Genomic DNA, 3,408 nt, shown 5'->3' with positions numbered 1-3,408 from the left:
GTCCCGGAGGACACGGCGGTCAATGGGGCCCGCCCGGCGGCGGTGGCGGAGGTCACGGCGGGGGCGGAGGCGGCCACGGTGGCGGCGGCGGTCATGGCGGCGGAGGCGGTGGCCATCGTTAAGCCGATGTGAATGTAGAGGCCGACCTCGGGAATTTCGTGAAGCCTCGCCAGATCGTGACGGCGTTCAATCCGCCGTTACGAAACGTCGTCCGAAAAACAATCAGGCCCGCCGCTCTTTTGAGCGGCGGGCCTGATTCACATCTGGACGCGGTGCGCTGCCTGACCTGTCAGCGACCGCGCGTCAAAACTTACTGACCCGACTGCGACGTGCCGGTGGTCGACGGGCCATAAGCCGTGTTGGCCTTTTCGGCAGCAATCTTGGCTTCGGCAGCCTGAATGTTTTCGGGGTAGTGCATCCAGTCGCTCGGATCGTAGCCCGCTGCGCGCAGTTGCGCGAGTTCGGCGCGGACTTGAGCGCGCGTGACGGGTTGTTGCGACTGGGCGAACGAAACCGCCGGGGCGGCGACGATGGCGGCGATGACTGCGGCCTTGAGAAGCGACTTCATAACGATGACCTCCGGTTCTTTTTTAGCGGGCCGGCGCGACGCCTTGACCCATGGCGACAATGTAGGCGACCGGAAGCCTAGGGTAAATACCTACCAAACGAATTCAGTGTTCTCCTGGCGACAACAATCGGCCCCGCATTTGTCTGATTATTTCGGCGATTGCTTAATACCGCGAATTGTTTAGGTGTCAGATCATTTCGCATCGCGCGGAGGATTATTGCGAAATCCGCAACTGGAAATCGCCTGATTCGCCATATATCCGGAACTGGCGCTTGCCTAGAATCCACTCAACGCTCGATGCCGGCCCTGGTGCCGCGACATGCCGGGCGATTCCAACAATCCGGAGGTCATCATGAAGTCGCTCATTCAAGCCGTTGTCATCGCCACTGCCTGCGCCGCGCCGCTGGCCGCGTTCGCGCAGTCGGAGCAGGGTCTCACGCGCGATCAGGTGCGCGCGCAGCTCGTCGAATTCCAGCAGACCAGCCGTAACCAGAACGCTGGCGCCGCCACGGTCGCCGCGCCCGTCACGCAAGGCAACAGCGCGTACGGCGGCGTGAGCAGCACGTCGATGGCCGGTGCGGGCTACATCTCCGAAGCCGCACGCAAAGGTCCGCAATCGGTGTACTTCGGCGGTCAATAAGTCGCCAGGCGAAGCGCTTTCGCCCCGTAAAAAAAACCGGCCCGCGATCTCGTATCGCGGGCCGGTTTTTTTCATGAATCGGAATAATCGGCTAAAAGATGGCAGCGCGGCTGACAAAAGCCGCGAAGCGCGCGGATTCAAGCCATTTCGGCGTCGGGCACATTGAGCACGAGATCGGTGAGCGCGACGGCCACGCAGGTCAGCACGTCGCCCTGCGCCTTCTCTTCGCGCGACAATCCCGGCCATTCGATCGTGTAGCGGATCTCGCCGCTGACGATGCGGCACAGACACGTGCGGCACGTGCCGTTGCGGCACAGACGCGGCAGGCGAACGCCCGCGAACGACGCGGCTTCGAGCAGCGTCAGTTCGGGCGGTGCTTCGAAGCTCGCGCCGAGCGGCTCCACGCGCACGACCGGTATGGCCGATACCGCCGGCACGGACGTGACTTCGTGTTCGGGTTCGCGTGCCGATGGCGTCGATGCTTCGGTCTCCTGCGCGAAGCCGCGATTGGTTTTATCGGCGCTCATGATATCGATACTCCGAGCAGACGCCCCGCGCCCGCCGTGAACGCGGCGGCGGCAAGACCGATCGCGATTTGCCGCGACGCGGAAAACGCCGCGCTGCGCCCATTGAACAGCGACGTGAACACGCCGACGGCAGCCAGCCCGAGCGCGCTCAGCGCGATGCTCTGCACGATGGCCGCCGTGCCGTGCGCCCACAGAAACGCCGCCGTGGGAAATGCCGCGCCGAGCGAAAACAGGCAGAACGACACCGCTGCCGCCGACCACGGATTGCCGCCCAGTTCCTGCGGATCGATGCCGAGTTCCTCGCGCGCGAGCGTGTCGAGCGCTTCGTCCTTGTCGCGCATGATCTGGGCGGCGACGCGGCGCGCTTCGTCGGCGTCCACGCCCTTGGCCTGGTAGATCAGCGCGAGTTCGTGACGCTCGGCGTCGGGCGTGTGTTCGAGTTCGTCGGCTTCCCTGGCGAGCTGCGTGCGCGCCAGCTCGCGCGCGTTCGTCACCGAGAGCCATTCGCCGAGCGCCATCGAGCACGCGCCCGCCACGAGGCCGGCGAGTCCCGTCAGCAGGATCGTGCGGCTCGCGCTGCCCGCGCCCGCGACGCCCATGATCAGGCAGAAGTTCGAGACGAGTCCGTCGTTCGCGCCCAGCACCGCCGCGCGCAGGTCGTTGCCGCGCGTCGCGCCCTTGTGCCACGACTCGGCGGCCGCGATCTGCTCGCCCTTCGTGCGGCCGCGCGCGCCGCGCGCGCGTTTGCTCGCGACGATCGACTGCACGATGGCCGCGTGTTCCTGCTCCTGCGCGGAGAGTTTCTCGGCGCCGGGTTCGCGTGCGTAGCGGTCGCGGTCGGCGTATTCGGCGGCGGCCACCGTCGGCAGCACGAGCGACGGTCCGAACGCGCGCGTGAGCGTCTGCAACAGCCGCGTCTTCGCGCTGCGCCGATGCGTGCGCACCCGCACGCCGTTGGACGTGAGCTTGCTGCGCCAGATATCGGCGTGTTCGCGTTCGGAGGCGGCGAGTTCGGCGTAGATCGCGCGGCGCTGCGTGTCCGGTTCGCAGGCGCTGAGCGTGTCGTAGACGGCGGCGCTGTCGAGTTCGTCGGCGAGATTGCGCCGGTAGCGTTTGAGTTCCTGGGCGGAGGCCATGTCGCGCGGGGGAAAAGCGTTGTCGCGAAGCTTACCCTGGCGGCGCGCGATTGCCGGCATCGCCGCGCGCGCGGCTAGCGCCGCCGCAGGTGCCGGTACACCGTGTTGCGCGCGAGTCCGAGTTCGCGCGCCGCGGCGGACACGTTGCCGCTGTGGCGCGAGAGGGCGTCGTCGATCAGATGCGCTTGCCAGTCGGCCAGACGTTCGGGCCGTGCGTCGCCGTTTTCGTCGCGAGCGTCTTGTGCGTGCGCGTTGCGGCGATGCGCGGATTCATCGGCGTGGACGGATGTTTGTGCCGACTCCGGCGCCGATACGGACGCAGACTCGGATTCGCAATCGGCAAGCAGATCCTCGGGCAGATGCACGATGTCGATAGCGTCTTCGCCCTCGGCGAGAATCGCGGCCGTACGCAGCACGTTGGCGAGCTGGCGCAGATTGCCCGGCCAGCGGCAGCGCGCGAAACACGCGCGCACGGCGGCCGTCAGGCACGTGGGGGCGTCGGGCGCCTCGGCATGCACGCGCGCGAGCACGCGGGCG

At 66.9% G+C, this 3,408-nt stretch carries 5 protein-coding genes; 1 reads left to right on the top strand and 4 read right to left on the bottom strand.

Features of this window, described 5'->3' with window-relative positions; translation table 11 throughout:
• Positions 1-310 precede the first annotated feature (310 nt).
• Positions 311-568: a DUF4148 domain-containing protein gene (locus G3N97_RS37485; protein ID WP_205997795.1), complete on the bottom strand. Its 258-nt coding sequence runs from the start codon at positions 566-568 to the stop codon at positions 311-313.
• Between the two features lie 352 nt (positions 569-920).
• On the opposite strand from G3N97_RS37485, the gene G3N97_RS37480 reads away from it, so the two are divergent.
• Entirely contained in the window at positions 921-1,208 is a 288-nt protein-coding gene (locus G3N97_RS37480) for a DUF4148 domain-containing protein (RefSeq protein ID WP_205997794.1), read from the top strand.
• A 137-nt stretch (positions 1,209-1,345) separates the two neighbouring features.
• Here the strand turns inward: G3N97_RS37480 and G3N97_RS39855 are convergent, their stop codons facing one another.
• The 3 genes from G3N97_RS39855 to G3N97_RS37465 form a co-directional block, all read right to left on the bottom strand.
• Positions 1,346-1,645 (bottom strand): 2Fe-2S iron-sulfur cluster-binding protein, encoded by a 300-nt coding sequence (locus tag G3N97_RS39855; RefSeq protein WP_346778179.1) that lies wholly within the window; start codon positions 1,643-1,645, stop codon positions 1,346-1,348.
• Positions 1,646-1,731: 86 nt separating this feature from the next.
• On the bottom strand, positions 1,732-2,871 hold the full coding sequence (locus tag G3N97_RS37470; protein WP_205997792.1) for a VIT1/CCC1 transporter family protein: 1,140 nt from the start codon (positions 2,869-2,871) through the stop codon (positions 1,732-1,734).
• Positions 2,872-2,945: 74 nt separating this feature from the next.
• On the bottom strand, positions 2,946-3,408 hold a 463-nt coding region (locus tag G3N97_RS37465; protein WP_277397880.1), incomplete at its 5' end, for a helix-turn-helix domain-containing protein.

This window comes from Paraburkholderia sp. Ac-20347 (genome assembly GCF_017104805.1).
GTDB lineage: Bacteria > Pseudomonadota > Gammaproteobacteria > Burkholderiales > Burkholderiaceae > Paraburkholderia > Paraburkholderia tropica.
This window is presented reverse-complemented; position numbering and strand designations above follow the sequence as displayed.

Bases quoted from the DNA above. Each gene is read 5' to 3' on its own strand.
- G3N97_RS37485 (WP_205997795.1), bottom strand. From the start codon at position 568: ATGAAGTCGCTTCTCAAGGCCGCAGTCATCGCCGCCATCGTCGCCGCC.
- G3N97_RS37480 (WP_205997794.1), top strand. From the start codon at position 921: ATGAAGTCGCTCATTCAAGCCGTTGTCATCGCCACTGCCTGCGCCGCG.
- G3N97_RS37470 (WP_205997792.1), bottom strand. From the start codon at position 2,871: ATGGCCTCCGCCCAGGAACTCAAACGCTACCGGCGCAATCTCGCCGAC.